Below are 26,707 nucleotides of genomic sequence, written 5' to 3'. Positions count from 1 at the left end.
TTCCGGAAATCGTGGTTGCCATCGGTGCCCTGGCGCTGCTGCTGCTGGGCATCGCTTTCCGGCGCGAGCGGTCCACCCTGATCGGTGGCCTCGCCGTCCTGCTCCTGGTGGCGACGCTGCTGATGGTGGTGTTCCAGGGCGATGGGGGCGTGCTGTTCAGCGGCGGTTTCATCGCCGACGAGTTTGCCCGCTACATGAAGGCGCTGGTGCTGGGCGGGGCCGCCTTCGTGCTGATCCTGTCGCTGCCCAATGCCGAGGACTACGGCCTCGACAAGTTCGAGTACCCGGTGCTCGTGCTGCTGGCGACGCTGGGCATGATGATCATGGTCTCGGCCAACGACCTGATGACCCTGTATGTCGGCCTGGAACTGCACTCGCTGGCGCTCTATGTCGTCGCCGCCATGAAGCGCTCGGATACGCGCGCCACCGAAGCCGGGCTCAAGTATTTCGTCCTCGGCGCGCTGGCCTCGGGCATGCTGCTCTACGGTGCCTCGCTGCTCTACGGCTTCACCGGCACGACCCAGCTGGACAAGATCGTCGGCATGATCGTCATCGGCGAGCGCTCGATCGGACAGATCTTCGGCATGGTGTTCCTGCTCGTGGGCATCGCCTTCAAGATTTCGGCCGTGCCTTTCCACATGTGGACGCCCGACGTCTACGAGGGCGCGCCGACGCCGGTCACTGCGTTCTTCGCCACCGCGCCCAAGGTGGCGGCCATGGCGCTGTTCGTGCGCGTCGTCACGGTGAGCTTCGCGCCCATCGCCTATGACTGGCAGCAGATCGTCATCTTCCTGTCGCTCGCTTCGATGGTGCTGGGCGCCTTTGCCGCCATCGGCCAGAAGAACTTCAAGCGGCTGATCGCCTACTCCGCCATCGGCCATATCGGCTTCACGCTGGTTGGCCTGTCCTCGGCCACGGCGGTCGGGGTCGAGGGTGTCGCGCTCTACATGTCGATCTACATGGTGATCACGATCGGCGTGTTTGCGGCATTGCTGGCGATCCGCACCGACAGCGGGCCGGTGGAATCGATCGCCGACATGGCGGGCCTGGCGCAGAAGCGGCCGCTCGTCGCCGGCACCATGGCGGTGATGATGTTCGCGCTGGTCGGCTTGCCGCCCCTGGCGGGCTTCTTCGCCAAATGGCACGTGTTCCTCGCCGCCATCGAGGCTAACCTCATCGTCTTGGCCGTCATCGGCGTGCTGGCGAGCGCGGTGAGCTCGTTCTACTATCTGCGGGTCGTCAAGGTGATGTATTTCGATGAGCCGGTGCAGGAATTCGCCGCGGTGCCACGCGTCCTGACGGCGGTGATGCTGTTGAGCGCGTTTCTCGTCATCACCTATTTCTTCACTGTCGGCTCCCCGCTGACTGCGGCAGCGCACAGCGCGGCCGGAAGCCTGTTCTAAGGTGTCGGAGTTCTGGCTCGGGGAGAGGGCAGGCATACGCGGCTACCGGCTTGTCGGCTACGACACGGTCGGCTCGACCAACGCTGAAGCGCTGCGCGCCGCCGCTTCCGGCGACGTGGGCGACGTCTGGTTCGCGGCGTTGGGCCAGACCCAGGGCAGGGGCCGGCGCGGCCGGTCCTGGGACACGACGCACGGCAACCTTGCCGCCAGCCTGCTGGTGCTCCCCGATGCCGACCCCGCGGTTGCAGCGACACTGGGATTCGTTGCCGGAGTGGCGCTGGAGCGAGCCCTCGCGACGCTGCTGCCCCGCGGCGCCGCGGAAGCGGATCGGCGCATCGCGCTGAAATGGCCCAACGACGTGCTGGCCGGGGGCGCCAAGCTCGCCGGCATCCTGCTCGAGGCCGAGAGGCGGAGGGACGGCCGCGTCGCCATCGTTGTCGGCTTCGGCGTCAACGTGGTGGCCGCTCCGGCCGGCTTGCCCTATCCGGCCACCTCTCTCAGGGCACTGGGAATCGAGGTCCCGGCCGGTGCGGTGCTTGCCGCCCTCGCCGACGCCTGGGTCGACTGCTATGACGCCTGGGACAACGGCCGTGGGGTGGCGGACATCCTGCGGCAGTGGCGGGCCGCCGCTGCCGGCGTCGGCGCGCCGGTCGCCGTCGACCGCGGCGGCGACATCGTGCGCGGCATATTTGATTCGATAGACGAGGCGGGCCGGCTGATCGTGCACGCCGACGACGGGCGGCGTATCGTCGTCACCGCCGGCGACGTGCATTTCGGCGCGACCGCCTGACTTTGCTTAGAGGACCAATGACAAAAGACGCTCAAAACGAACTGGTTTTCGTGCCGCTGGGGGGCGTCGGCGAGATCGGCATGAACATGGCGGCGTACGGCTACGGTACGTCGCGCCGGAAGAAATGGATCGTGGTCGATTGCGGGGTCACCTTCGCCCGACCGCAGCAGCCTGGCATCGAATTGATCATGCCGGACCCGGCGTTCCTCGAGGACAACGCCGACGACGTTCTCGGCCTCATCCTGACGCACAGCCACGAGGATCATTACGGCGCGGTGCTCGACCTGTGGCCGGGCTTCGACCGCCCGGTCTTTGCGACCGCCTTCACCGCCGCGATGCTGGCGGCCAAGCGCGCCGCCGACGACATCGTCGACAACGTCGCGGTGACCCAGATGCGGCCACGCCAGCCGTTCGAACTCGGCCCCTTCACCATCGAGCCGATCAACGTCGCGCACTCGATTCCGGAGAGCAACGCGCTCTTGATCACGACGCCGGCGGGCCGCGCCCTCCACACCGGCGACTGGAAGCTCGATCCCAACCCGATTGCCGCGGCGCCCACCGATGTCGCCCGCTTCGAGGAGATCGGTCGCGAGGGCGGGCCGCTGGCGCTCATCTGCGATTCCACCAATGCCCTCAAGGACGGGGAAAGCCCGAGCGAGGACGAGGTGGCGGCCAACCTGGCGGCGATGATCGCCGACGCCCCGCACCGCGTCGTGCTCACCACCTTTGCCTCCAATGTCGGCCGCGTCATTTCCATCGCCCGCGCGGCGCAGAAGGCCGGCCGGCAGGTGGTGCTGTCGGGGCGGGCCCTGCACCGGATCACCACCATCGCCCATGAGCTCGGGATGATGGAAGGACTGCCGCCGTTCCTCGACCAGGACCAGTTCGCCAAGCTGCCGCGGGAGAAGGTAGTCCTGCTGTGCACGGGCAGCCAGGGTGAGCCACGCGCCGCCATTGCGCGCATCGCGCGCGAGGAACATCCGGCGATCGACCTCAATGCCGGCGACCGGGTGATCTTCTCTTCCTGGGCCATCCCGGGCAATGAGCGCGAAGTCATCGACATCCAGAACCTCTTGATCGACCGCGGTATCGAGGTGATCACGCAGCGCGATGCGCTGGTCCACACGACCGGGCACCCGCGCCGCGAGGAACTGAAGCGCCTGTACGACATGGTGAAGCCGCAGGTGCTGGTGCCGGTGCACGGCGAAGCGGCGCATCTCGAGGCGCACGCCCAGCTCGGCAGGCAGCACGGCATCCCGACGGTGGTGCATGCACGCAACGGCGACCTGGTGCGCCTGTTTCCCGACCCCATGCATTTCCCGGGAGAGGTGCGGGTCGGCGAACTCTATCTCGACGGCAACGTGCTGTGCACGCCGGAAGAGAGCGGCGTCAAGGGCCGCCGGCGGTTGTCCTTTGGCGGCCACATCGTGGTCAGCCTCGTGGTCGACGGCCGCGGCCAGGTGCTCGCCGGCCCCGAGATCGCGATCGAAGGGCTGCCCGATCTCGAGGACGAGGACGATTCGCTCGGCCGCGTGATCCGCAAGACGGTTTCCGGCACGCTCAAGAGCATCCCGCCCAAGCGCCGCAGCGACACCGACCTGGTCGGCACCGCGCTGCAGCGTGCCGTGCGCGGCGAGGTGGGCGCCTATTGGGGCAAGAAACCCAATGTTACGGTCTTCGTGCACGGAGTGTGAGCCATGCCTGTCGTCAGCCTCGTCGCCATCTATTTCGTGGTGTGGTGGCTCTGCCTGTTCGTGGTGCTGCCCTTCAAGGTGCACAACCAGGTTGATGCCGGCGAGGTCTTCAAGGGCAGCGAGCCGGGTGCGCCCGCATTGCTGCGGCTGTGGCCGAAACTGCTGATCACGACCCTGCTGGCGGCGGTCGTCACCGCCCTGGTTCTCTGGGGCCTGAGCAACCCGCTGCTCAGGGAATACTGGCGCTGAGCCGGTTGCGCGCCGGCCGTTCCGGGCAATCGGGACGGCGGCGCCAAAGAAAAAGCAGGGCACGAGGCCCTGCTGAACAGTTTCGCGACAATACGCCGGTCTTATGCACACAAACGTGGCGGCCAGCGCTCCTCCCTTGACGTTGTCGGCGTCCGGCGGCTTGGAGCTGCCTGTGTTTTTATGGGCTGGGACCCTAACAACAAGCCCGGGCGCTGTCATCTAAATTTTGTCGCATTTGGGGCGGGTGGGCCGCCCCCCGCCGCCGCACCGCCGCCGCCTGCGCAGAGCGGGCGGTGGGGCCCCCGGATGGCGGCCGCAGGGCCATTCTAGGTGTCGCAATTTGATGCGCTGCTTGCTATTGGGTGAGCCGCCGCGGCGATCGTCCACGCCGCCAGAACGTTGTCCGGGAGCTCCTATGCGTCTCACACGCTATTTCCTGCCCGTCCTCAAAGAGACGCCGAAGGAAGCCGAAATCATCTCGCACCAGCTGATGCTGAGGGCAGGGCTGATCAAGCAGCAGGGGGCGGGCAGCTACAGCTGGCTGCCGCTGGGCTACAAGGTGCTGATGAAGGTGCAGCGGATCATCGAGCAGGAGCAGGACCGCTCCGGCGCCATCCAGCTGCTGATGCCCACGCTGCAGTCCGCGGAGCTGTGGCGGGAGAGCGGGCGCTACGAGGCCTATGGCCGGGAGATGCTGCGCCTCAAGGACCGGCACGAGCGCGAGATGGTCTACGGGCCCACCAACGAGGAGATGATCACGGACATCTTCCGCACCTATGTGCGCTCCTACAAGGACCTGCCGCTCAATCTCTACCACATCCAGTGGAAGTTCCGCGACGAGGTGCGCCCGCGCTTCGGCACCATGCGCAGCCGCGAATTCCTCATGAAGGACGCCTATTCGTTCGACCTCGATCGCGAGGGCGCGACAGCCGCCTTCTACCGGATGTTCGTGGCCTATCTGCGCACCTTCCACCGCATGGGCCTCACCGCCATTCCGATGCGGGCGGACAGCGGCCCGATCGGGGGCGACCTCAGCTACGAATTCATCGTGCTGGCGGACACCGGCGAGAGCGCCGTGTTCTGCCACGCGGACCTGCTCAAGAAGCCGATTCCGGCCATCGACACCGATTTTCGCGGCGATCTCGAGCCGATCTTCAAGGACTGGACTTCGCTCTACGCGGCGACCGAGGAAATGGTCGACCAGCAGGCCTACGAGGCTAGCGTGCCCGAGGACAAGCGAGTCTCGGCCCGCGGCATCGAGGTGGGACACATCTTCTATTTCGGCACCAAGTACTCGGCGCCGATGAAGGCCGTCGTCACCGGCCCGGACGGCAAGGAAGTCACCGTCCACATGGGGTCCTACGGCATCGGGCCGACGCGGCTGGTGCCCGCCATCATCGAGGCCAGCCATGACGAAAACGGCATCATCTGGCCGGTCAGCGTGGCCCCGTTCGAGGCGGTGCTGATCAACCTGAAGGCCGGGGACGCCGAGAGCGACGCTGCCTGCGAGGCGCTGTACGGTGCATTGCGGGCTGCCGGCATCGACGCGCTCTACGACGACCGGGACCAGGGCGCCGGCGGCAAGTTCGCCACCGCCGACCTCATCGGTATCCCCTACCAGCTGATCCTGGGGCCGCGCGGCCTCAAGGAGGGGCAGGCCGAGATCAAGCACCGCCAGACGGGCGCGCGCGAGACGCTGCCGATCGCCGATGCCGTGGGGCGCCTCAAGGCGCTGATCGAGCCGCAAAGGCGGGACCAGGTTTGACCGCCCGGTCGCCCGAGCCGGCGGCGCCCGGACCGTTCTCGCGCTTCGAGTTCCTCGTTGCCGGGCGGTACCTGCGCTCGCGCCGCGCCGACGGATTCATCTCCGTCATCGCCGCACTGACGCTGAGCGGCATCGCCATCGGCGTGGCCACGCTGATCGTCGTCACCTCGGTGATGAACGGCTTCCGTGACGAACTGCTGAGCAAGATCCTGGGGCTCAACGGGCATTTCACCGCCTTCCCGATCGAGCGGCAATTTACCGACTACGACCAGACCGTGGTCGAGATCGAACAGGTCGACGGGGTGGTCCATGCCATCGCCTATGTCGAGGGCCAGGCGCTCGCCTCCGGGCAGTCGGAATCGACCGGCGTCGTCGTGCGCGGCGTGACCGAGGAGTCGATCGGCAAGCTCGAGGTACTGCACGACGGTGTGCAACTGGGCGGCTGGGACCAGTGGGACCAGGGGATGGGGGTCGCCATCGGCTGGCGGCTGGCGCAGAAGCTCGGCGTGAGCATCGGCGACCCGGTGACCATCGTCAGCCCCAACGGCACCTTCACGCCCTTCGGCAAGACACCGCAGATCCGCTCCTACCCGGTCAACGTCATCTTCAACCTGGGCATGGTGGAGTTCGACAGCTTCTATCTCTACATGCCGATCGCGGCGGCCCAGACCTATTTCAAGATGTACGAGGACCGGCTCAGGCCTGGGGTCGATCCGCCTGGCGTCATGGCGACGGACGAGGAGATCGAGGCGGCCTATGAGCGCGTGCCGATGGCCACCGCGGTCGAGGTGTTTATCGACAACCCCGACAATATCGTCACCATGCGCAACCGCATCCAGGCGGCGACCAGCCGCCCGCTGATCCTCACCGACTGGCAGCAGCGCGACGAGACCTTCTTCTCGGCGCTGCAGGTCGAGCGGGTGGTCATGTTCGTCATCCTGTCGATGATCATCCTGGTGGCCGCCTTCAACATCATCTCGAGCCTCGTGATGCTGGTGAAGGACAAGGGCGCCGATATCGCCGTGCTGCGCACCATGGGGGCGACCCAAGGCTCGATCATGCGCATCTTCTCGATCACCGGTACGGCGATCGGCTTCACCGGTACGGCGGTCGGGCTGGTCCTCGGCATCGTCATCTCCCTCAACGCCGAGCCGCTGCGCGCCTTCGTCTCGAACGCGCTCGGCGTAACGATCTTCCCGCCCGAAGTGTTCTTCCTGTCGTCGCTGCCCTCCAAGATCAATCCGTCCGAGGTCACCGCAGTGGTCACCCTGGCGCTGGCGCTGTCGTTCCTCGCGACGCTCTATCCGGCGTGGCGGGCGGCCCAGTACGACCCGGTCGAGGCGCTCCGCTATGAGTGAGACCCATCTCAGGCTCACCCGGGTGCACCGGCACTTCGGCGAGGGCGAAGCCAGGGTGCACGTGCTGGAGGCGGCCGACCTGACGGTCTCGGGCGGCGAACTGGTCGCCATCGTCGCCCCGTCGGGAGCGGGCAAATCGACGCTGCTGCACATCTGCGGGCTGCTGGAGCGGCCGCAGGCCGGCGAAGTGGAGATCGTCGGGGTCGGCACGGTGGGCATGAGCGATCGCGGCCGCACCCTGATGCGCCGCAACACTATCGGCTACGTCTACCAGTTCCACCATCTGCTGCCCGAGTTCACGGCGCTCGAGAATGTCACCATGCCGCAGCTGATCGCCGGCCGGAGCCAGAAGGAGGCCGACCGGCGCTCGCATTACCTGCTGGAACTGCTGGGGGTGGATCATCGCGCCACGCACCGGCCGGCGGAGATGTCGGGCGGCGAACAGCAGCGCGTGGCCATCGCCCGCGCCGCGGCGAACCACCCGCGCGTCGTTCTTGCCGACGAGCCGACCGGCAACCTCGATCCGGCGACCAGCGACCTCGTCTTCGAGGCGCTGATGCAGCTGATCCGCGAGGAAGGGGCCGCGGCGCTGATCGCAACGCACAACCACGAACTGGCACGGCGCGCCGACCGGATCGTGACGATCAGGAACGGCTTGATCGAACCGATGCAGCTATAGCGGCAGGCGGCTCAGCCGATCGCCGCGCTGGCCGGGGCCGGGCGGTCCGCGGGTGCCGCCGCCGGCACGGCGAACAGGTCGTATTCGTCCGAGGCGGTGACGACCACCGACAGGATGTCGCCCTGCCGGATGCCGGTGGCACCCTCGACGATGACCTGGCCGTCGATATCGGGCGCGTCCCATTTCGAGCGAGCGATGGCGCGATTGTGTTCGGGCTGAACGTCGTCCACCAGCACGTCAATGGTGCGCCCGACCTTCTTGGCCAACTGGGCCGCGGAGACGCTCTGCGCCACTTCCATGAGCCGTTCGAAACGCTCGCGCTTCAGCTCGGGGGCAACGGCGCCATCGAGCGCGTTCGCTGCCGCGCCGGTCACCGGCTCGTACTCGAAGCAGCCGGCACGGTCGATCTCGGCCTCCTCCAGCCAATCGAGCAGCATCTCGAAATCGTCATTGGTCTCGCCCGGGAACCCGACGATGAAGTTGGAGCGGATGGTGAGGTCGGGGCAGATCGCGCGCCAGGCCTTGATGCGGTCGAGCGTCTTGACCTGATTGGCCGGGCGGCGCATCGCCTTGAGCACCGTCGGCGAGGCGTGCTGGAACGGGATGTCGAGATAGGGCAGGATCTTGCCCTCGGCCATCAAGGGGATGACGTCGTCGACATGGGGGTAGGGGTAGACGTAGTGGAGGCGGGTCCACACGTCGAGCTTGCCCATCTCCTCGGCCAGCGTCTGGAACCTGGCCGGGATGTCCCGCCCGCGCAGCCGCGAGGTGGCATATTTGATGTCGAGGCCGTAGGCGCTGGTGTCCTGGGAGATGACCAGGATCTCCTTGACCCCGGCCGCGACCAGCCGCTCCGCCTCGTAGAGCACGTTGGCGATGGGGCGCGACACCAGGTCGCCGCGGATCTGGGGGATGATGCAGAACGAGCAGCGATTGTTGCAGCCTTCCGAGATCTTCAGATAGGCGTAGTGGTTGGGCGTCAGCCGCAGGCCCTGCTCGGGCACGAGATCGACGAACTTGTTCGGCACCGGCGGCAAATGGGCATGCACCGCTTCGACGACCGCTTCGTACTGGTGCGGGCCGGTGACGGCGAGGACGCTGGGATGCGTGTCGCGGATCAGCTTCTCCTCGACGCCGAGGCAGCCGGTGACGATCACCTTGCCGTTCTCGTTCAGGGCTTCGCCGATGGCCTCGAGGCTCTCTGCCTTGGCGCTGTCGAGGAAACCGCAAGTGTTGACGAGGACGACGTCCGAGCCCTGGTAATCGCGCGAGAACTCATAGCCCTGCGCACGCAGCGTGGTCAGGATGCGTTCGGAGTCTACCAGCGCCTTCGCGCAGCCGAGGCTGACGAGGCCGATTTTCGGGGCTCGGGTCATAGGCGGCGTGTCATACGCCAAACGGCGCAAAATGCAATGCAAAGTCACGCCGGCCCGACGCAGGCCAGCCCTGCGTCGCAGCATGGATCGCTGGCGGCGCCGCCGGCCTCAGTGCCCGGTCTCGCTCGGCGGCGTGCGCCGGGCCGTGCGCTTCACCGGAGGGCGGCGGGGGGGCAGCCGCGTCGCCACGTCCAGTGCCGTGGAGCGGGACGCTGGCGTGGGGGCGGGAGGCAGGTCGTCTTCGGCGGCCTCTTCGTCGGCGATATCGCTGATGGCGTCCTTGACTTCGTCGAGCAGCGAACCCGAAACGCGGCTGAGGCTGACCGTCTTTACCGCCGTCTCATGGGCCTTGAAATAGACCAGCAGCAATTCGCAGACGGCTCGCAGCACGAGCAGGCCGAGCAGGCCGAAGACGGCGATCTCCAGCAGGCCCCACAGGCCATCGCCGAAGTTCCGGCCGAAGGTTGCGAACAGGTGCGTCACCGCCCAGAGCAGCAGCGCTGCGAGCCCCGTGGCATAAAGGACGGGCACCAGCCGCTGGCCGAGAATCGTGTCCACCCGGAACAGCGTCGGGCCGAGGAATATCTTCTTGAGGTCTTCGGCAAGCATGGTCGGTTCCCCAGGAATCGGACGACTCTAAGATGCGGTGCTCATGCTTGAGACACAAGGGCTCGCGGCGCGCCGACACGCGTCGGCCCGAAGCGGCGCTCGAAGGCTTGGCGCAGGACGACGTCGACCTCGGGCATGGACACCAGTTGGCCGAGGTCCTCGAGGCTCGTGACCCCCTGGTCGGAGATGCCGCAAGGAACGATGCCGCCGAAATGGTCGAGGTCCGGCGCGACGTTGAGGGCGATGCCGTGGAACGAGACCCAGTGCGAGACGCGCACGCCGATGGCGGCGATCTTGTCTTCGCGGCCGGCGCCCTTCTCCGGCCGGCGGACCCACACGCCGACCCGACCATCGCGCCTCCCTGCCTCGACGTTGAAGGCGGCCAGCGTGTCGATCAGCCACCCTTCGAGCCCCTGCACGAAACAGCGGACGTCGCGCCCGCGCCGACGCAGGTCGAGCATGACGTAGGCCACGCGCTGGCCGGGGCCGTGATAGGTGTACTGGCCGCCGCGGCCGGCGTTGAATACGGGGAAGCGGTCGGGGGCCAGCAGGTCACCGGCATGGGCGGACGTGCCGGCAGTGTACAGCGGAGAGTGCTCGACCAGCCAGACGACCTCCCCGGCGGCGCCGGCGGCGATGGCAGCCGCGTGGGCGCGCATCGTGGCGAGCGCCGACGGGTAGGGGGTCAGGCCGTCTGCAATCACCCAGGCGGCTGGAACGCCGTCGGCGCGCTTCAGCCGCTCCGAGGAGCGGCAGGAGGTGTCGACGGGCTTTAACGCTTCGGTAATCATGCGGACCTGATGCTGTTTGCCGTTTCGCCGCGCCGATTCAGGTGCGCCGTGCCGGGCGATGTAGGTATGAACACGATAGACTCAATTGAAGTCGACATCACGGTAGAACTGGGTGCGACGACCATGCCGATCCACCATCTGCTGCGCATGGGGCGGGGCGCCGTCATCGAACTCGATACCACCGAAAACGATCCGCTGCGCATCTACGCCAACAGCCGCATGGTGGCCAAGGGCGAGGTGAAGGTGGAAGAGGGCCGGCTGCTGGTGGAAATCACCGAGAAAGTGCTGAAACGCAGCTGATTTTCGGCGTGGCGGAAGCGGCGATTTAATCGCTTGAGCCTTGGGAAGCGATTTGCTACACGCTCACTCGCTTCGCCGCATCGGCGCGGCACCTACCATGGCGTGCGGTCGTGGCGGAATTGGTAGACGCGCAGCGTTGAGGTCGCTGTGCCGCAAGGCGTGGAAGTTCGAGTCTTCTCGACCGCACCATCATCCCGGAATCACTTGAGCTGGGCGCCCCTAGCGGGGACCGCGGTGCCGACGGGCTGACAAGCCCGCGCGATAGGCATAAGAACTGCTTTAACAAACAGAGGCAGACCCGCTCATGGCTTTGGAAAAACTGGCCGGTGATGATCCAGCCATGCGTCGGCGCCGGCTACGCTATCGCGCCTGGCATCGCGGCACGCGCGAGATGGACCTCGTCCTCGGGCCGTATGTCGATGCCCATGCCGAGGCCATGCCGGATGAGGAACTGCAACGGCTGGAACGACTTATGGCGGAGGAGGACACCGAGCTCCTGAGCTGGGTGCTGGGCCAGACGGAGCCGCCGGCCCGCATCGACCGCGACATGCTCGAGCGCCTCATTGCCTTCCGCGCCAAGAATTCGCCGCCCCGTTGAACGGAAAATGACCGACACTTCGAGCCGCGACCAGCGGATCATCGTCAATGTCCCCGATGGCATGCAGCCGGTGGTGCTGGCGCGCCTGATCGAGGAGCAGCTCAAGGCCCGCCCCGACGAACGCGTAAGCGCGGTCTTCGTCGCCCGCGACGGCCGCCGGCTGGAGCGTATGGCCGAAATCCTGGCGCAGCTGCTGCCGGGCCACGCGCTGCTGCTGCTGCCGGCCTGGGATTGCCTGCCCTATGATCGCGTCTCCCCCAACGGCGTCACCATCGCGGCGCGCATGACGACGCTCGCCGGGCTGACCAATGCGGCGACCAGGGGCGCGGTGGTGCTGACGGCGGTCAACGCGCTGGTGCAGCGCCTGCCGCCGCGCGACGCCGTCGCCTCGATGTCATTCGCGGCCGCGGCCGGGCAGGTGGTCGACAGCGAGCGGCTGATCGCCTGGGCGGCCGACAACGGCTATCTGCGTGTCCCTACCGTGCGCGAAACCGGCGAGTACGCCGTCCGCGGCGGCCTTGTCGACCTCTATCCGGCCAGCATGGACACGCCGCTGCGCTTCGACTTCTTCGGCAAGCAGCTCGAGAGCATCCGCACCTTCGATCCCGACACCCAGCGCACGACCGGCAACCTCAAGCGCATCGCCCTAGCGCCGATGAGCGAAGTGCTGCTCAACGAAGATTCGATCCGCCGCTTCCGCCGCAACTACACGGCCGCCTTCGGCGGCAACACCGTCGACGATCCCCTCTACGGCGCCGTGAGTGCCGGGCAGCGCTACCCCGGCATCGAGCACTGGCTGCCGTTCTTCTACGACGAGATGGAGTCCCTCGCCGCCTATACGGGCGCGGCGCCCTTCATCTTCGACGATCAGGTGAAAGAGGCCTTCGCCGACCGGCAGGCGCAGATCAAGGATTATTACGAGGCCCGCGAGCAGGCACGGACGGTCAAGCAGGCGACGCCCGGCGCCCCGTACAAGCCGATCCCGCCCGAGTTGCTGTACGAGACCGCGAGCGAGCCTTTCGCAGTGACGGGCGGCGCCCCTGTCGTCCGGCTGTCGCCCTTCGTGCCGGCGAACGAGGCGTCGACGGAGGACGCAGGCGGCCGCGTCGCCTACAATTTCGCCGCCGAGCGGCAGGCCGGGCGCAATCTGTTCGAGGCGGTGGTGACGCTGCTGCAGCAGGAGCGCAAGGCCGGGCGCCGGACCATCATCGCCTGCTGGAGCGAAGGCTCGCGTGACCGCATGGCGCAGGTCCTGGGCGACCACGGCCTGGCCCACCCGCGGATGGCCAGCAACTGGCGCGACGCCGAAACGACGTCGCCGAACACCACGGCGCTGGTGGTGCTGGGCCTCGAAACCGGCTTCCAGACTGCCGACATGACCGTGCTTTCCGAGCAGGATATCCTGGGCGAACGGCTGCTGCGGCCGCAGAAGCGCAAGAAGGCGAGCGATGCGCTGACCGAGGCAGCCAGCCTCGCCGCCGGCGACCTCGTCGTGCATGTCGACCACGGCATCGGCCGCTTCCTCGGGCTGAAGGCGATCGAGGCGGCCGGCGCGCCGCACGACTGCGTCGAAATCGAGTATGCCGGCAACACCAAGCTTTACCTGCCGGTCGAGAACATCGAGCTGTTGTCGCGCTACGGCGCCGACGACGCCATCGAACTGGACCGGCTCGGCGGCGTCGCCTGGCAGGCCAAGAAAAGCCGGCTCAAGAAGCGCATCCGCGACATGGCCGAGCAGCTCATCAAGATTGCCGCGGCCCGGCAGCTGTCGGCCGCGCAGCCGATCGACCTGCCGTCCGGCCTGTACGAGGAGTTTGCCGCGCGCTTTCCGTACGACGAGACCGAGGACCAGCTGCTGGCGATCGAAGCGGTGTTCGACGACCTCACCTCCGGCAGGGTCATGGACCGGCTGGTATGCGGCGACGTCGGCTTCGGCAAGACGGAGGTCGGCCTGCGCGCCGCCTTCGCCGTTGCCCTGTCGGGGCGCCAGGTGGCGGTGGTAGTGCCGACGACGCTGCTGGCGCGTCAGCACTTCCGCACTTTCTCGGAGCGCTTTGCCGGCCTTCCCGTGCGGGTGGCGCAGGCGTCACGCCTGGTGTCCGCAGCGGAGCTCAGGGCGACCAAGGAGGGCGTCGCCGACGGCAGCGTCGACATCGTCGTGGGCACCCACGCGCTGCTCGGCAAGAGCATCAAGTTCAAGGATCTGGGCCTGCTGATCGTCGACGAGGAACAGCATTTCGGCGTCGCCCACAAGGAGCGGCTGAAGGAACTGCGCGACAACGTGCACGTGCTGACGCTGACGGCGACCCCGATCCCGCGGACGCTGCAGCTGGCGCTCACCGGCGTCCGCGACCTCAGCCTGCTGGCGACGCCGCCGGTCGACCGGCTGGCGATCCGCACCTTCATCTCGCCGTTCGACCCGTTGAGCATCCGCGAGGCGTTGCTGCGGGAGAAATACCGGGGCGGGCAGTCCTTCTACGTCGTGCCGCGGATCAAGGACCAGCCGGACATCGCCGAGTTCCTGCGCACACAGGTCCCGGAAGTGTCCTTCGTCGTCGCCAACGGCCAGATGCCGGCGAGCGAGCTCGACGACATCATGAACAATTTCTACGACGGCAAGTTCGACGTGCTGGTCTCGACAACGATCGTCGAGTCGGGGCTCGACATCCCCAACGCCAATACGCTGATCGTGCATCGCGCCGACAATTTCGGCCTGGCGCAGCTGTACCAGATCCGCGGCCGCATCGGGCGGGCGAAGCAGCGCGCCTATGCGCTGTTCACGGTGCCGCCCGACCAGAAGCTCACCGACACCGCCGAGCGGCGACTAACGGTGCTGCAGTCGCTCGAAAGCCTTGGGGCAGGGTTCCAGCTCGCCAGCCACGACCTCGACATCCGCGGCGCCGGCAATCTGCTGGGCGAGGAGCAGTCGGGGCACATCCGCGAGGTCGGTTTCGAGCTCTACCAGGCCATGCTCGAGGAGGCCGTGGCCGCGCTGCGCGGCGGCGACGTCGCCTACGAGGACAAGAACGAGTGGAGCCCGCAGATCGCGCTCGGCATGCCGGTGTCGATCCCCGAGCACTACGTCCCCGACTTGCAGGTTCGCATGCAGCTCTATCGGCGGCTCGGCGACCTCGCCGACGCCCGCGAGATCGACGCCGCCGGCGCCGAACTCATCGACCGCTTCGGCCCGCTGCCGCCCGAAGTGGAGGCGCTGCTCAAGGTCATCCTCGTCAAGGCACTGTGCCGGGCGGCCAATGTCGAGAAGGTCGATGCCGGCCCCAAGGGCGCCGTCATCACCCTGCGCCACAATGAATTTCCCAACCCCGCCGGCCTCGTCCGGATGGTCTCGGACCCGTCGGCGCATGTCAGGATCAAGCCGGACCAGAAACTGGTCTTCGCCCGCGACTGGCCGAAACCCGAGGACCGCCTGAAGGGCACCGCGGCGATCCTGTCGCGCATGGCGCGCCTGGCCGAGGGCGCCGCCGCATGACCAGCCGCGGCGTGCGCGCGGGCAACAATCCGGGAGAATCCGTTGGAAAGCCGGATTGGTCATGGTATTGCCGGATTTCGCTCCTTGAAGGGCGTCAGATTGGAGTGGCGAGGTCAGTCACCGTCGCTAGGGAAGTCAAGGAATTCCGATGATCCTGAAGAACCACGTAATCGCCGGTTTCGCGGCCGCGGCATTGCTGCTGCCCAGCTTTGGGGTGCTGGCGCAGGACACACCGGCGCCGGCGGACAAGCCCGCCGCCGAAGCTCCCGCCGATGCCAAGGCGCCGGCCGCTACGGCGGAAGCACCGCGTGACCCGACCAAGAACTGGCTCAAGGTCTGCGACCCGCTCGAAGACGGCAAGAAGGCCTGCATCATGCGGCAGGTGGTGGTCGCCAACAACCAGTTCCTCGGCTCGTTCCTGCTGCGCGACGACCCGGGCCAGGAGAGCCGGCTGATGGCGATCGCCGCCGTCCCGCTGGGGGTGCTGCTGCCGTTCAGCCTGACCTGGCAGATCGACAGCGGCAAGCCGATCCGGGTGCCCTACATGATGTGCGACCCGCAGTCCTGCATCGCCCAGATCGTCATCAACGAAGCCTTCGTCAACAGTCTGAAGAAGGGCTCGGTGCTCAAGCTGATTGCCAAGAATCGGCAGGTCAAGGATCTCGTGGTCGAGATCAACCTGGCCGGGTTCACGGCCGTCTACGACAGCGAGACGGCGATGACGTTCGACGAGTTCAACCGGCAGGCGCCGGTGCAGTCGGCGCTGGAAAAGCAGCTGCAGGACCGCGCCGAGGAGTTGCGCCGCCAGCTCGGCACCGGCGACGCCCCGGCCGAGGGAAGCGCCCCGGCGCCCCAGCAGTAGACGGCGGCGGGAGCCAAGACACGAGGGGCGCCTCCCGGGCGCCCCTTTTTCTTGCTCAGCGGACGCCCATGCCCTGCGCGAAGGCCTGCCGGCGCAGGGGTGGCAGCAGCTTCAGCGCCCACAGCCCTGCGGCACGCAGCATCTGGGCCGGCAGCATCGGGCTGAGCAGCGACCGGAACAGCACGTCCACCACCATGCCGGTACGTGCCAGGTCGGCCTGCCGCCGCGCGGCGTAGTCCTCGCTGAGCCGCACGGCCCAGTTGCCAGTGCGGTCGCTTTCGGCGGCCAAAGCTGCGGCGAGATCGGCGACGTCGCGCAGCCCGAGGTTGAGGCCCTGCGCGCCGATGGGAGGGAAGGCGTGCGCCGCTTCCCCGACCAGCACGACGCCGTCTGCCCCGGCCCGATCGACGCTGAGCGTGCTGAGTGGAAAGATGAAGGCGGCCGTGGCGAGGCGGATGTCGCCGAACAGGCGCTGCGACTTTTCGAGAAGCGCCGCGCGCAGCCGCTCCTCTCCGCCGGCCTGCGCCGCCTTGAGGACATCGCGATCGTCGATCCACACCAGATTGGCGCGGTTGCCGCCGGCCGGCACCAGGGTGAACGGGCCGTTGGGGTAGTGGAACTCCACCGAGGTGCCGCCGATGGGGCGGCCGAGTTCGAGGTCGCACACCAGCGCCGATTGCTCGAAGCCGTGCTCGCGCGCGCGAAAGCCGGCGCTGGCCCGGACCAGCGATTTCTTGCCGTCGGCGCCCACCACCAGCGGCGCCCGCAGGCGCGAGCCGTCGGCGAGCGTCAGCACCGGCCCGTCGGGCGTGAGTTCGAGGCCGGACATGGCCTGCGCAACAGTGGAGAGGTTGGCAAGACCGGCCCCGGCGGCTTCGAAGGCGTCGGTGAGCTTCACATTGGCGAAGTTCCAGCCGAACGCCTCGAGCCCGGCTTCGGCACTGTCGAACAGCGCTTCCGGGGCGCGCAGCAGCCGGCCGGTGGCATCGATCAGCCGCATCCGGGTGAGCGGATGGCCGAGGGCGGCCGGTTCGTCCACCAGCCCCGCCCCCTTGAGATAGTCGACGCTCGGCTGCATCAGCGCCGAAGTGCGCTGGTCGCGCGGCGACACCGGCGCCAGGTGCACCGTCTCCAGTCCGGCCCCGGCGACCGCCACCGCGGCCGCGAGGCCCGTCAATCCGCCGCCGACGACGACCGCATCCGTTCGCTGCATCTCTACCTTGCCATGGCCAAGCGCTTGTTCTCTCCGCTTGGTATGACAAAGGCGCCCGCATAGGAACCGGCAAACAGCGCAATGAGGAAGACGAGCAGATCGTCGGGCCAGAACGCGATGAGCGTGATGGCGGGGCCCGGACAGATGCCGGACATGCCCCAGCCGATGCCGAACAGCGCCGCGCCCACGACCAGCGGAGCGTCGATGCGGGTAAATTCGGGATTGTGGAAATTGCCGTTGAACAGCGGGGCCGCCCGGCGCTTCGAGAGGCGGATGGCGACGAACATCACCAGGATCGCCGGGGCGATGACGAAGGCCAGGCTCGGATCCCAGCCGCCGGACGGGATGGCGGTGAAATCGAGGAAGCGCAGGACCTTGAGCGGGTCCACCATCTGCGAGACGTAGAGGCCGGCGCCGAACAGGGCCCCGCTGAGGGCGGCGGTTGCGAGGTAGGGCAGGCGGAGGGTCGGGCTCATCAGACGATTCCGGTCACGGTGACGGTAACGATCGCGACGGCGAAGAAGACGCCGACGGCGACGAAGGAACGCTTGGACAGTCGGGCGAGGCCGCACACGCCGTGGCCGGAGGTGCAGCCGTTGCCGATCTTGGTGCCCAGCCCGATGAGCAGGCCGGCGACGCCGAGCCAGACCGCGGTTGGGATGCCGAAGGCCGGCGGGGCGCTCACCAGTCGCGCAGGCGCGCCGCCGGGACCGCCGACCCCGAGCCCCGGTACGAGCCAGGAGGCGGCCAGCGCTCCCAGCACCATGGCGGCGAGGAAGACCAGGCGCCACACGACGGTGCGGGCCGGCGGCAGCAATTGCCCGAAGATTCCGGAGATGCCGGCAATGCGCCCGTTGCCGAGCCAGAGGACTGCCGAAGCGAGGCCGATCAGCAGTCCCCCCGCCAGGGCCGGGACAGGTTGGAACGCGTCCATCAGTAACTCCCAAGGATATGGCGCGAGCGTACCAGCCGCGCGTCGCGCGAGCCATAACCGGGGCGAGGCGTTCATGCCAGACCAATGGCGCAGCGTGAAAAATCTGCACCCTGCAAAAGCCGTGCATGAGTACTTCCAACTCCGGCCGCGGCAAATTAGATAAGGCGACCGTGTCACCTCCCTGCGGAGCCCCAGATGCTTGAGCTACTCGCCGATCCAAACGCCTGGATCGCCTTTGCGACGCTGACGGTCATGGAAATCGTCCTCGGCATCGACAACATCGTCTTCATCTCCGTCCTGGTATCCCGCCTGCCGCAGGCCCAGGCCGACAAGGCACGGACCCTCGGCCTGTCGCTGGCGCTGATCTTCCGCATCCTGCTGCTGCTGGTGATCTCCTGGATCATCAGCCTGACGCAGCCGGCGGTGACGCTGTTTGAACTGGAACTGAGCTGGAAGGACATCATCCTGCTCGCCGGCGGGTTGTTCCTGATCTACAAGGCGACGCACGAGATGCACGCCGAGATCGAAAGCCCGCACGAGCCGACGCTGGCCCGCCAGGCTTCGGCCGGGTTCGCCGCCATCATCGCCCAGATCATCGTCATCGACATGGTGTTCTCGGTCGATTCGATCGTGACAGCGGTCGGCATGGCCGATCATGTCGAGGTGATGATCGCGGCGGTGATCGTCGCCGTCGGAGTCATGTTCGTGGCGTCCGGCCCGGTCGCCAAGTTCGTCTCCGAGCACCCCACCACCAAGATGCTGGCGCTCGCCTTCCTGCTGCTGATCGGCGTGTCGCTGGTGGCCGACGGGTTGGGGCTGCACATTCCCAAGGGCTACATCTACGCCGCCATGGGCTTCTCGGTGCTGGTCGAGGCGGTCAACATCGTCGTCAAGCAGCGCCGGCAGGCTCAGGCAGAGGCCAACGGCCTCACCGCCAACCCGGTCGTCGCCATGACGCGCGTCGTCGCCGCGGCCGCGGAAGCCGCATCGGGCGAGCCGCCGGCGCCGAAGCCGAAACGCAAGTCCACCCCCGCGTCGCGCGCCAGGGCGCGGCCGAAATCTGCACCGAGGAAGAAATCATGAGCAGGGCACAGATCGTCCGCCGGCACGGCGGCCCCGAGGTTATGCAGCTGGAAGACCGCGACCCGGGCGCGCCGGGTCCGGGCCAGATCCGCATTGCCAACAAGGCGATCGGGCTCAATTTCGTCGATTGCTACGAGCGCAGCGGCCTCTACAAGGTCGAGTTGCCGTTCGTCCCCGGCAACGAGGGGGCAGGGGTGGTGACGGCCGTCGGGGAGGGCGTCGAAGATATCCGGGTGGGCGACCGGGTGGGCTATATCGGCCCCAGCGGCGCCTATGCCGAGGAGCGGCTGCTGCCGGCGGGGCGCGCCATCCCGCTGCCCGACCACATCGACTTCGAGACGGCGGCGGCGGCGATGCTCAAGGGCATGACCGCGTATTACCTGCTGTTCGAGACGTGGAAGCTCAAGCCGGAGGAGACCATCCTGTGGCAGGCGGCGGCGGGCGGGGTCGGGCTCATTGCCTGCCGCTGGGCGCGGGCGCTGGGAGCGACGGTCTACGGCACGGCCGGTTCGCCCGAGAAGGTGGAGCTGGCCCGCGCCAATGGCTGCCACGAGGTCATCAACTACCGCGAGCAGAGCTTCGCCAAGCGCGTGCGCGAACTGACCGGCGGGCGCGGCGTCGACGTCGTCTATGACAGCGTCGGGCAGGCGACCTTCGAGGAATCGCTCGATTGCCTGCGGCCGCGCGGGCTGATGGTGAGCTTCGGCAACGCCTCGGGGCCGGTGGCGGTGCCCAATCTGGGCATCCTCGCGACCAAGGGGTCGCTGTACGTGACGCGGCCGACCACCAAGACGTATTTCGCCAGCACGGCCGAGCTCCGCCACGCGGCGAAGATGCTGTTCGCGGCCATCGGCGACGGCACGCTCGACATCGTCGTCCACCAGCGCTTCCGGCTGGCCGACGCAGCCGACGCGCACCGCGCCCTCGAGGGGCGGCAGACCACGGGCTCGACCCTGCTCTTGCCGTGAGGCCGGGCCCGGGTTAAAGGCGCAGCGGGGGTAGGTGGCAGAGCGGTTGATTGCTCCGGTCTTGAAAACCGGCGAACGCGCAAGCGTTCCGGGGGTTCGAATCCCTCCCTACCCGCCAGTTCCGGCCCGCGTCAGCCGGGCTGTGCGAGGCGGGCGAAGCGTGCCAGCAGGTCGAGGTCGAGCGCGGCCTGCTCGACGGTGTTGACCACCGGCGTGCCGGCGGTGATGGCGGCGTGCCAGGATTTCAGCTCCTCGACGAACGGCTCGGCATAGGACGGGCGGTGGTGGATTTCCTCGAGGTGGTGGCCCTGCGAGCGCCGCTCGACCAGCCGCGTCGGGTGGTGGTTGAGGTAGGGGGAGGGGAATTCGAGCTCGTAGACGGCGTTCTCGTAGACCAGCCGGATGCGCTCGGAGTAGTAGGCCACCTTCGGCGCCGCGACCCAGGTCATGGTGGCGACGGCGCCGACCGGATCGAGCCGCGCGGTCAGCGTGCCGCCGTCGCGGCCGCCGGCGATGAAGGCCGCCGCCAGCGGGCTGCCGACATGCACCTTGGCCGCCTCGAGCAAGCCCTGCACGAGATTGAGGTCGTGCACGAGGCTCGAGCAGAACGGGCCCGAGAAACCTCGAAACACCGCCGGGTCCGGATCGGGGAGGCCGAGCGCCGCCGTGACCTGCGCCTGCTTGCGCGCCTGGCTCTCGGCGATAAGCGCTTCGGGCACGTCGTCGGGCACGATGAGGTCGCGGTGCGCCACGTAGGCCCAGGCGTCGGAATCGACGACGTCGACCGTCACCGCCCGCAGCGCCCCCTCGTGGCGGGCCAGCAGGTCACGCAGCGCGAGATAGGCGGGATCGAAGCGCTTCATGTAGCCGACCTGCACCACCTGCCCGGCGGCGTCGCGTGCGGCCAGCACCCGCCGCGCGTCGGCGACGTCGTAGCACAGGGGCTTTTCGGTGAAGACGTGCAGGCCGCGGGCGAGCGCCGCAACGACGATGTCGGCGTGGTAGGAATCGGGGGTAGCGACTACCACGGCGTCGGGCCCGAGATCGAAGATCTCCTCGGCGGTGGCGACGGCGGCGATGCCGTAGCGTTCGGCGAGATGCGCGCGCACCTTGGCCGACGGATCGGCGATGCCGACGACGGTGAACAGCTGGGGCAGGGCGAGCAGGTTGGGCAGGTGCTCGACCTGCGCGATCAGGCCGCCCCCGATGATGCCGACCTTGAGTGCAGGCATGGTGTCTCCCTCAATCCGAAACGGTGAAGCCGGCCGCCTCGGCCATGCGCCGCAGGTTGCCGTAGCCCATCGTGGCGTAGGTGAGCGGGTGCGCCCTCGCCGGGTCCTGCTCGGCCTCGACGACGAGCCAGCCGGAATAGCCGGCGTCCGCAAGACGCGCCAGCAGCGGCGGATAGTCCACCGAGCCGTCGCCCGGCACGGTGAAGATGCCCGCGAGCACCGCGTCCATGAAGCTCATGTCGGTGGCCCAGGCCTTCTCCAGTATCGGCCGGCGGAGATCCTTGCAGTGGACGTGGTTGACGCGCTTGACGTGGCGGGCAAGCAGCGCCGCCGGGTCGCCCTTGGCGTAGACGCAGTGGCCGGTGTCGAACAGCAGGCCCACGCTCTCGCCCGAATGCGCCATCAACTGGTCGATCTCGTGGTCGGTCTCGACGATGGTCTGCATGTGGTGGTGCACCGCCATGCGCACGCCGAACTCGGCCATGCGGTCGGCGAGCGCGGTGATCTTGCGCCCATAGGTCGGCCACTCGGCGTCGTCGAGACGGGCCCGCTGCGAAACGGGGTAGCGGCTCATCTGGTCGCGTTCGCCCGAGGTATCGGCATAGACGACGACCTTGGCGCCGAGATCGCGCAGCAGCGTCAGGTGCGGCAGGATCGCCTCGTACTCGGCCTCCACCTCCTTTTCGTGAATGCGTCCGCTGTACCAGCCCGAGACGAGCGACAGCCCGTGGCGCGCGAGGATCGGGCCGAGCACGGCGGAATCGCGCGGGAACTTGGTGCCGAGTTCGCTGCCGGCATAACCGGCCGCCTTGGTCTCGGTGAGGATGGTTTCAAGCGTCGTGGCCCCGCCCAGGCTGGGATCGTCGTCGTTGACCCAGGTGATCGGGTTGATGCCGATGCGCACCGCCATGTCAGTTCGCCTTCCCGTGCGTCTCGTTCTTGATCGGCGCCGCACGCAGCTTTTCGATGAGATAGGCGTGCGTCGCCCTGTTGGCCGCGATGAGGCAGCCGGTCTTCTCGTAGATCTCGGGGCCGCGCCCCCACCAGTCGGTCACGACGCCGCCGGCCTCCTCGACCATGAGGATGCCGGCCGCCGTATCGGTGAAGCCGGTCTCCTCGAAATAGCCGCTGAGCCGGCCCATGGCGACGTGGGCGCAGCAATTGGCGGCGCTGCCGGGGGTACGCACCCCGCCCACCTCCCCAACGATTGAGGCGAGGCGCTCGTAGAACCCGGGGTAGGTGGTGAGCTTGCGCGTGGCGAGCCCGGTGCCGATGGTCATTAGGCCGATCTCGGTCCGCTCGCTGACCGCCAGCCGTTCGCCGTTGAGGAAGGCGCCGCCGCCCTTCATGGCGGTGAACATCTCGTCGGCGACGGGATTGTAGAGCGCGCCGCAGACCGTCTGGCTGCCGCGCCGAAGCGCGATCGAGATGGTGTAGTGCTGGCCGTTGATGAAGTTGGTGGTGCCGTCGATGGGGTCGACGAGCCAGCGGTGCTCGCGATCCGTGCCGCTCACGGGCGGGAACTCCTCGCCGGTGAAGCTCCAGTCCGGATAGCGCGAGAAGAGCGCCTTGCGGATGAGTTGCTCGGATTCAAGGTCGGCATCGGAGACGAAATCGGCCGGCCCCTTGATGCCGATGTCGATGTCGCGGAAGCGGCGAAAATATTCGAGCGTCAGCGCCCCCGCGTCGCGGGCCACGGCCACCATGTCGCTCAGCACGGCATCGTAGTTCATGCGGGCACTCCGAGTGCGGCGAGGAGTCCCTCGGGATCGTCGGTGGTGATCTGGTCGACCCCGAGGGCGAGCAGGCGCCCGACGACGGCGAGCGAGGCTGCATCGACCGACTGGATGGTCCAGGCGTCGATACGGCGGCCGCGCGCGTGGAAGGCCGCGACGATGTCGAAGCCGGCGTCGGCGGCGCGCGTGACGATCTCCCAGTAGAGGTAGATCATCTCGGCGTCGGGCGCGGCCGCGAGGGCGTCGTCGACGAAATCCTGGAGCCGGCCGCTGGCGAGGGTGGCGCGGAAGGTCTCTTCCTCGCTGGGGTCGTAGCCGCTGCGCAGGCCGGGGACGACACCGGTGAGCATCTGCACCGCCCTGGCCGAGCCGGAGGAGACGATCATGTTCCGGGCGACGGGCGCAATTGCGCGCGCGAAGCGCGAAAGGGCCCGCTCGTCGAGGACGGTCTCGTCCTGCTTGTAGTCGAGCTGCAGCAGGGCGTCCGGATGGATGGGCGCGGCAGCGAGGAGCGCGCCCAGATCGTCGAGCAGCATGACGGGATGGTCCGTCGGCGCCCCGTCATTGTCCCGCAGGCGCAGCCGGCGGATGGCGGCGTCGCTCGCCGCGGCGACCGGCCCCCGGCCCGTGGTCTCGCGATCGAGGGTCGTGTCATGGAGCACGGCGAAATTCCCGTCCCCGGTGACCACGAGATCGACCTCGACGCTGGCGCCGAGCCGCATCGCTTCGAGGATGCGGGCACCGGTGAAGACAGGGTCGGAGGCGCGTCGGCGCGCGCGGTGCCACTTGAGGAAGGTGCGGTGCCCGGCGCGGGTCACCGAAACGGGGTCAGTCATTTTTTTCGGCGCTGCGGTGGATGACGCTGTTGTCGCGGTACAGGGCATAGGCGCGCGGCGTGATATCGACCGCCTGGCCAGACTTCCAGTCGCGCGCCTCGGGCACCATCGCCTTGAGACGCAGCCCGTCGGGCAACTCGATGTCGACGAGCGCGTGCGTGCCGTAGTCGGTGACGCGGTGGATGAACGCCATGCCCGCGCCGGCGGCCGGCCGGATGTCGAGCGCTTCCGGACGCACGGCGAGGGTCGCCGGCCCGTCCGGCGCGGGCGCCGGTACGGCCAGGCCTGCGTGCCGGAAGGTGCCGCCCCCGATCGTGCCCTCGACGAGGTTCATGGTGCCGATGAAGCCGGCGACGAAGGGCGTTTCCGGCTCGCGGTAGACCGTATCGGGGGCGCCGATCTGTTCGGTCGCGCCGTCCCGCATGACGACGATGCGGTCGGCCAGCGCCAGCGCCTCGTCCTGCCCGTGCGTGACGAAGAGCGTCGTGATGCCGAGCCGCTGCTGGATGTCGCGCACCTCCTCGCGCAGGCGCTCGCGCAAATGCTGGTCGAGGCTCGCGAACGGCTCGTCCAGCAGCAGGATCTTGGGCTCGAGCACGAGCGAGCGCGCCAGCGCGACGCGCTGCTGCTGGCCGCCGGAAAGTTGCGTCACCTGCCGCGTGCCGTAGCCGCCAAGCCCGACCAGTTCGAGCACGGCATCGACCTTGCGCTTGATCTCGTCGGCCGGGAGGCGGCGCAGCTTCAAGCCGAAGGCGATGTTGCGGAAGACGTTCATGTGCGTCCACAGCGCATGGCTCTGGAACACCATGCCGGTCGGCCGGCGCTCGGGCGGCACGCGCGTCACGTCCTCGCCATCGATGGTGATGACCCCGCCGGTAGGGCTCTCGAAGCCCCCGACCATGCGCAGCAGCGTCGACTTGCCGGACCCCGAAGGGCCGAGCAGGCAGACCAACTCGCCGTCGGCGACCGTGAGGGAGAAGCTGTCGACGGCCTTCACCAGGCCGAACTGCTTGGTGACGTTCTGGATGTCGAGGACGGACATCTAGCCTCCGAAACCGCGGGCGAAGGAGCCCGAATTGACGACGCGCCGGGCAAACAGGATGGCGAAGAAGGACGGCAGCCAGAGCAATACCGACAGCACCGCCCCATACTGGATGACGGGCTGGTTGTTGATGAAGGAGATCATCAGGACCGGCATGGTGCGGATGGCCGGCGCGCCGATGAGCCAGGCCCCCTCCGTCTCGTAGAAGGTCCCCACGAAGCTGAGCAGCACGGCGGCGGCGATGGTCGGCCCGGCCTGGGGCAGGGTGATGGACCAGAAGACGCGCAACGGCGAGGCGCCGACGTCGCGCGCCGCCTCCTCCATGCGCCGGTCGACCGACTGGAAGGCCGCCACCGGAATCCAGATCATGTAGAGCAGGGTCCCCACGAGCTGGATCAGCACCACGCCCCAGAAGCTGCCGATGAGATTGAGCCCCAGGAAGATGCCGGCGATGGCGACCAGCAGCCCGAACTTGGGGAAGGCCTGCCCGGCGAGGAAGGAGAAGAACAGCAGGTTGCGGGCCGGAAACTCCATGCGCGCGAAGGCATAGGCCGCCGGCAGGCAGATCACGCAGGAGATCAGGGTCACCATGACCGACAGGCTGAGGCTCATGGTGATGGAGGTCCACACGTCGGCGCGCGCCAGCGTGGCATACCAGTACCTTAGCCCGAGTTCCTGGGGCACGACCGCGGGATAGCGCCAGACATTGGCGAAGGCCCAGGTGCCGACCACGACGAGCGGGAAGATGATGGCGAGCGTCAGGACCACGGCGAAGAACAGGCCGGTCCAGTCGATGCGGCGCCTGGCAGCGACGGCGGTGCCCATCATGCCTTGCGGTTCCTTGCGACCGAGCGGACATAGAACAGCCCGAAGACGATACAGAAGCCGAACGAGACCACGGCCTGGGTAATGGCGTTGGTCGGATCGTAGAGCTCGCGGAAGGTGCGCTGCATGAACGGGCCCATCATCTCCGGCGCCGCCGGGCCGAGCACGTAGGGAATGGTGAAGGCCGAGAAGATGCCGAGCACGGCGAAGGAGGCGGCCACGAGGATGGAGTTGGAGATGCGTGGCAGGATGATGTCCCACAACACGCGCAGGCGCCGCGCGCCGACGTCGCGGGCCGCCTCGATCGACTGGTTGGAGACGTTGCCGAGCCCCGAAAGCAGGATCAGGACGGTGAGCGGGATATGATCCCAGACGAGCCCGATGACCGGCCCCCAGGGCGTCAGGTAGGGGGAGCGGATCTTGGGCAGGCCGACGGCGTTGAGCAGGATGTCCACCATGCCGTTCGGACCGAGCACGCGGATGAAGGCGTAGCTCAGGATGATCGAGGGCACGAACATCGGAAAGATGGCGAGCGCCTGCACATAGGCCGGCAACCGGCCGCTCGAGAAGCGCAGGTAGAGCGCGATCGGCAGGCAGATGACGAGCAGCAGGACGGCGCAGACGAACGTCGTCCACAGCGTCACCTGCAGGTTGTTGAGGCTGTAGGAGTCGGTGAAGAAGAACTGGTAGGTTTCGAGGCTGAACCGGTGCCCGCCGGACGCATCCGGCAGCCAGACGGTCTGCACCACCGCCGAGACGATCGGGTAGATGATCAGCCAGCACACCAGCAACACCGGCGCCGCCACCATGAGCAGGCCGATAAACCAGCGCTTCCTCGTGCCGACGATATCGCCCGCGGGCGACGTCGCCATGG

General features: G+C 67.9%; 26 protein-coding genes and 2 tRNA genes. 15 read left to right on the top strand and 13 right to left on the bottom strand.

Going from position 1 to position 26,707, the window contains the following annotated elements:
* The 7 genes from nuoN to VGD93_RS02395 all read left to right on the top strand — a co-directional run.
* A partial coding sequence (gene nuoN, locus VGD93_RS02425; RefSeq protein ID WP_395008823.1) for an NADH-quinone oxidoreductase subunit NuoN occupies nt 1-1,403 on the top strand: 1,403 nt, incomplete at its 5' end.
* A 1-nt stretch (nt 1,404) separates the two neighbouring features.
* Nucleotides 1,405-2,193 carry a biotin--[acetyl-CoA-carboxylase] ligase gene (locus VGD93_RS02420; protein ID WP_395008821.1) on the top strand — a complete coding sequence of 263 codons (789 nt, stop codon included), beginning with the start codon at nt 1,405-1,407 and terminating at the stop codon, nt 2,191-2,193.
* A 17-nt stretch (nt 2,194-2,210) separates the two neighbouring features.
* Nucleotides 2,211-3,887: a ribonuclease J gene (locus VGD93_RS02415; RefSeq protein ID WP_395008819.1), complete on the top strand. Its 1,677-nt coding sequence runs from the start codon at nt 2,211-2,213 to the stop codon at nt 3,885-3,887.
* Between the two features lie 3 nt (nt 3,888-3,890).
* Entirely contained in the window at nt 3,891-4,136 is a 246-nt protein-coding gene (locus tag VGD93_RS02410) for a DUF1467 family protein (RefSeq protein WP_395008817.1), read from the top strand.
* A gap of 415 nt (nt 4,137-4,551) precedes the next feature.
* Nucleotides 4,552-5,901, top strand: a complete 1,350-nt coding sequence (gene proS / locus VGD93_RS02405; RefSeq protein ID WP_395008815.1) for a proline--tRNA ligase — start codon at nt 4,552-4,554, stop codon at nt 5,899-5,901.
* A complete protein-coding gene (locus tag VGD93_RS02400) occupies nt 5,898-7,259 on the top strand; it encodes an ABC transporter permease (protein ID WP_395008813.1) in 1,362 nt (453 codons plus the stop codon). The genes proS and VGD93_RS02400 overlap by 4 nt, the downstream gene beginning before the upstream one ends.
* Nucleotides 7,252-7,938, top strand: coding sequence for an ABC transporter ATP-binding protein (locus tag VGD93_RS02395; protein WP_395008811.1), 687 nt, complete (start codon nt 7,252-7,254; stop codon nt 7,936-7,938). The genes VGD93_RS02400 and VGD93_RS02395 overlap by 8 nt, the downstream gene beginning before the upstream one ends.
* A gap of 11 nt (nt 7,939-7,949) precedes the next feature.
* Here the strand turns inward: VGD93_RS02395 and rimO are convergent, their stop codons facing one another.
* From rimO to lipB, 3 genes are all read right to left on the bottom strand, one after another.
* Entirely contained in the window at nt 7,950-9,314 is a 1,365-nt protein-coding gene (gene rimO, locus VGD93_RS02390) for a 30S ribosomal protein S12 methylthiotransferase RimO (protein ID WP_395008809.1), read from the bottom strand.
* Nucleotides 9,315-9,422: 108 nt separating this feature from the next.
* Nucleotides 9,423-9,923, bottom strand: coding sequence for a DUF4282 domain-containing protein (locus tag VGD93_RS02385; RefSeq protein ID WP_395008807.1), 501 nt, complete (start codon nt 9,921-9,923; stop codon nt 9,423-9,425).
* Nucleotides 9,924-9,964: 41 nt separating this feature from the next.
* Nucleotides 9,965-10,714, bottom strand: a complete 750-nt coding sequence (gene lipB / locus VGD93_RS02380) for a lipoyl(octanoyl) transferase LipB (protein ID WP_395008805.1) — start codon at nt 10,712-10,714, stop codon at nt 9,965-9,967.
* Nucleotides 10,715-10,780: 66 nt separating this feature from the next.
* On the opposite strand from lipB, the gene VGD93_RS02375 reads away from it, so the two are divergent.
* The 5 genes from VGD93_RS02375 to VGD93_RS02355 all read left to right on the top strand — a co-directional run bounded on the left by VGD93_RS02375 (nt 10,781) and on the right by VGD93_RS02355 (nt 15,964).
* Complete coding sequence (locus tag VGD93_RS02375; RefSeq protein ID WP_395008803.1) at nt 10,781-11,014, top strand: FliM/FliN family flagellar motor switch protein; 234 nt, start codon at nt 10,781-10,783, stop codon at nt 11,012-11,014.
* 104 nt (nt 11,015-11,118) lie between these two features.
* Nucleotides 11,119-11,203: transfer RNA gene (locus tag VGD93_RS02370), tRNA-Leu, on the top strand.
* 151 nt (nt 11,204-11,354) lie between these two features.
* Entirely contained in the window at nt 11,355-11,612 is a 258-nt protein-coding gene (locus tag VGD93_RS02365) for a succinate dehydrogenase assembly factor 2 (protein WP_395008801.1), read from the top strand.
* Nucleotides 11,613-11,619: 7 nt separating this feature from the next.
* Nucleotides 11,620-15,102: a transcription-repair coupling factor gene (mfd, locus tag VGD93_RS02360; RefSeq protein WP_395008799.1), complete on the top strand. Its 3,483-nt coding sequence runs from the start codon at nt 11,620-11,622 to the stop codon at nt 15,100-15,102.
* 148 nt (nt 15,103-15,250) lie between these two features.
* Nucleotides 15,251-15,964 carry an invasion associated locus B family protein gene (locus VGD93_RS02355; RefSeq protein ID WP_395008797.1) on the top strand — a complete coding sequence of 238 codons (714 nt, stop codon included), beginning with the start codon at nt 15,251-15,253 and terminating at the stop codon, nt 15,962-15,964.
* 55 nt (nt 15,965-16,019) lie between these two features.
* On the opposite strand, the gene VGD93_RS02350 is transcribed toward VGD93_RS02355, so the two are convergent.
* From VGD93_RS02350 to VGD93_RS02340, 3 genes are read right to left on the bottom strand one after another with little or no spacing between them, the layout of a single operon-like run.
* Nucleotides 16,020-17,177, bottom strand: coding sequence for an FAD-dependent monooxygenase (locus VGD93_RS02350; protein ID WP_395008795.1), 1,158 nt, complete (start codon nt 17,175-17,177; stop codon nt 16,020-16,022).
* Between the two features lie 2 nt (nt 17,178-17,179).
* Complete coding sequence (locus VGD93_RS02345) at nt 17,180-17,653, bottom strand: DUF6691 family protein (protein ID WP_395008793.1); 474 nt, start codon at nt 17,651-17,653, stop codon at nt 17,180-17,182.
* Nucleotides 17,653-18,111, bottom strand: a complete 459-nt coding sequence (locus VGD93_RS02340; RefSeq protein WP_395008791.1) for a YeeE/YedE family protein — start codon at nt 18,109-18,111, stop codon at nt 17,653-17,655. The genes VGD93_RS02345 and VGD93_RS02340 overlap by 1 nt, the downstream gene beginning before the upstream one ends.
* 195 nt (nt 18,112-18,306) lie before the next feature.
* On the opposite strand from VGD93_RS02340, the gene VGD93_RS02335 reads away from it, so the two are divergent.
* The 3 genes from VGD93_RS02335 (at nt 18,307) to VGD93_RS02325 (ending at nt 20,280) form a co-directional block, all read left to right on the top strand.
* The gene (locus tag VGD93_RS02335; RefSeq protein ID WP_395008789.1) at nt 18,307-19,194 is read left to right on the top strand and encodes a TerC family protein; all 888 of its coding nucleotides are present in this window, start codon (nt 18,307-18,309) and stop codon (nt 19,192-19,194) included.
* Nucleotides 19,191-20,162, top strand: coding sequence for a quinone oxidoreductase family protein (locus tag VGD93_RS02330; protein ID WP_395008787.1), 972 nt, complete (start codon nt 19,191-19,193; stop codon nt 20,160-20,162). The genes VGD93_RS02335 and VGD93_RS02330 overlap by 4 nt, the downstream gene beginning before the upstream one ends.
* Before the next feature lie 28 nt (nt 20,163-20,190).
* Nucleotides 20,191-20,280: transfer RNA gene (locus tag VGD93_RS02325), tRNA-Ser, on the top strand.
* Between the two features lie 13 nt (nt 20,281-20,293).
* Here the strand turns inward: VGD93_RS02325 and VGD93_RS02320 are convergent.
* Genes VGD93_RS02320 through VGD93_RS02290 form a run of 7 tightly spaced genes read right to left on the bottom strand, consistent with a single transcriptional unit; the run spans nt 20,294 to nt 26,705 of the window.
* Complete coding sequence (locus tag VGD93_RS02320; protein ID WP_395008786.1) at nt 20,294-21,394, bottom strand: Gfo/Idh/MocA family protein; 1,101 nt, start codon at nt 21,392-21,394, stop codon at nt 20,294-20,296.
* 10 nt (nt 21,395-21,404) lie between these two features.
* The gene (gene iolE, locus VGD93_RS02315) at nt 21,405-22,304 is read right to left on the bottom strand and encodes a myo-inosose-2 dehydratase (protein ID WP_395008784.1); all 900 of its coding nucleotides are present in this window, start codon (nt 22,302-22,304) and stop codon (nt 21,405-21,407) included.
* A gap of 1 nt (nt 22,305) precedes the next feature.
* On the bottom strand, nt 22,306-23,127 hold the full coding sequence (locus VGD93_RS02310; protein WP_395008782.1) for an inositol monophosphatase family protein: 822 nt from the start codon (nt 23,125-23,127) through the stop codon (nt 22,306-22,308).
* Complete coding sequence (locus VGD93_RS02305) at nt 23,124-23,966, bottom strand: glycerophosphodiester phosphodiesterase (protein WP_395008780.1); 843 nt, start codon at nt 23,964-23,966, stop codon at nt 23,124-23,126. Before VGD93_RS02305 ends, VGD93_RS02310 begins: the two co-directional genes overlap by 4 nt.
* The gene (locus VGD93_RS02300; protein WP_395008778.1) at nt 23,959-25,008 is read right to left on the bottom strand and encodes an ABC transporter ATP-binding protein; all 1,050 of its coding nucleotides are present in this window, start codon (nt 25,006-25,008) and stop codon (nt 23,959-23,961) included. Before VGD93_RS02300 ends, VGD93_RS02305 begins: the two co-directional genes overlap by 8 nt.
* On the bottom strand, nt 25,009-25,833 hold the full coding sequence (locus VGD93_RS02295) for an ABC transporter permease (protein WP_395008827.1): 825 nt from the start codon (nt 25,831-25,833) through the stop codon (nt 25,009-25,011).
* Nucleotides 25,833-26,705 carry an ABC transporter permease gene (locus VGD93_RS02290; RefSeq protein WP_395008825.1) on the bottom strand — a complete coding sequence of 291 codons (873 nt, stop codon included), beginning with the start codon at nt 26,703-26,705 and terminating at the stop codon, nt 25,833-25,835. The genes VGD93_RS02295 and VGD93_RS02290 overlap by 1 nt, the downstream gene beginning before the upstream one ends.
* Nucleotides 26,706-26,707 lie beyond the last annotated feature (2 nt).

Origin of the sequence: Devosia sp., assembly GCF_036406155.1 — a bacterium.
Lineage (GTDB): Bacteria > Pseudomonadota > Alphaproteobacteria > Rhizobiales > Devosiaceae > Devosia_A.
Note: the sequence above shows the minus strand (reverse complement) of the source record. Positions and strands in the feature narration are given on the sequence as shown.